Raw genomic sequence first — 1,375 nt, 5'->3', positions numbered from 1 at the left:
ATTGGTGGGAGCCATTATTGTCTGAAGAGTATCAAGAATACTATAAAAAAGTTTATGCAAATTCTTGAAAAAGAAATAAGTAAAGATTAGTTTTCAGAGTTCAGATAGCCTCATGTGGAGAAATTTTGTTAACAGTTTCATTTGCTTTAATTGAAAACTTAAGTTGGTGGTTAATTTGGCTTCAATTTATGACTTAAAAATGTACTAGAAGTTAAACGAGTGCTTACTTAATTCATTAAAAAGCTGTTTAGTATTCCGCAGAAAGAGCTAACGGCAAGCCAGCCAGCTAAATGCTTACTAAGTAATAAAGATGTAAATAAGTCAGCAATAACTTATTCCAATTTACTTTTTTTCTATTCCCAAAAACTCCTTATTTTCTGTTCCCTATTCCCTATTCTCTATTCCCTATTCAATGAAACAAATTGCTTTAATAACAACAGTATTAATAACTTCAACCTTAACAATTTATCCTAGAATTGCTTTATCTCAAAATGCTTCTACTTATGTACCTGGATATTGGCAACCAAAAGCTCAAGCAGCAGATCCAAAAAAGCCAATTATCCTCAAAATTTTAAATGAAACTGGAACGACTCTGAGCTATAACTTAGTTCCTGAAGCAGAAAGATTTTTACCAGCAGGAAGAAGTGCAAATGTTAGAGTTGACTTGCCAAACATACCTGGTGGTTATGGCACAGTCAATATATACAATGAAAGTCTACTTACTTATGAATATAGTGCAGAGGATAATGTAGTTACTGTAAAAGTTAAACCAGGTTCAGAAGCAACCGACCATAAATCAGTTTATATTTCTCCCACTGGCAGAATATACTCCTTTTAGCTACTAATTTGGAGGCCAGGTCGTTACTATAAAAACTATCATAGTGGCGATCGCTAAAACTCCATTGAATTATATTTCCGACAACTGTGCCAACTTAATTCGGCAAGGGGTCTCCCGTTATAATCTCCGATTTAACGGGAGGGGAATTGCCGAGAGCCAATTAAACAGGTATCGATTGATGTTGAACATATTGTTTTAATTGCTCAATAGTTACACCTCCACAACTAGCAACAAAATAAGATCCCGTCCACAATACCGATTTCCGATAAAACCTACCTAGGTAATCAGCAAAGTCTCTTCGGATCAACCTACTAGAAACTGTTTTGAGATTGGCTATAAATTTACTCAGTTGAACTTTTGGGTTAAAGGTGATTAATAAATGTACATGGTCAGCTTCACCATTAAACTCTACTAACTCACATTCCCACTTTTGGCAGGTTTCATCAAATATTTTATGTAACTGCGGGAGTATTTCAGAGGCAATTACCTTTTTTCGGTACTTGGTGACAAATACTATATGAACAGTAAGAGAATAAA

General features: G+C 34.5%; 2 protein-coding genes. One reads left to right on the top strand and one right to left on the bottom strand.

Annotated elements, in window-relative coordinates:
• Positions 1 to 412: 412 nt before the first annotated feature.
• On the top strand, positions 413 to 838 hold the full coding sequence (locus F6K40_RS40230; protein WP_293145947.1) for a hypothetical protein: 426 nt from the start codon (positions 413 to 415) through the stop codon (positions 836 to 838).
• A 160-nt stretch (positions 839 to 998) separates the two neighbouring features.
• On the opposite strand, the gene tnpA is transcribed toward F6K40_RS40230, so the two are convergent.
• A partial coding sequence (gene tnpA, locus F6K40_RS40225) for an IS200/IS605 family transposase (RefSeq protein WP_293145944.1) occupies positions 999 to 1,375 on the bottom strand: 377 nt, incomplete at its 5' end.

Source organism: Okeania sp. SIO3I5, from assembly GCF_010672085.1.
Classification (GTDB): Bacteria; Cyanobacteriota; Cyanobacteriia; order Cyanobacteriales; family Microcoleaceae; genus Trichodesmium.
The sequence above is the reverse complement of the archived record's forward strand: the minus strand, read 5'-3'. Positions and strand labels throughout refer to the sequence as shown.

Coding starts and splice junctions, on each gene's coding strand:
- F6K40_RS40230 (WP_293145947.1), top strand. CDS start 413: ATGAAACAAATTGCTTTAATAACAACAGTATTAATAACTTCAACCTTA.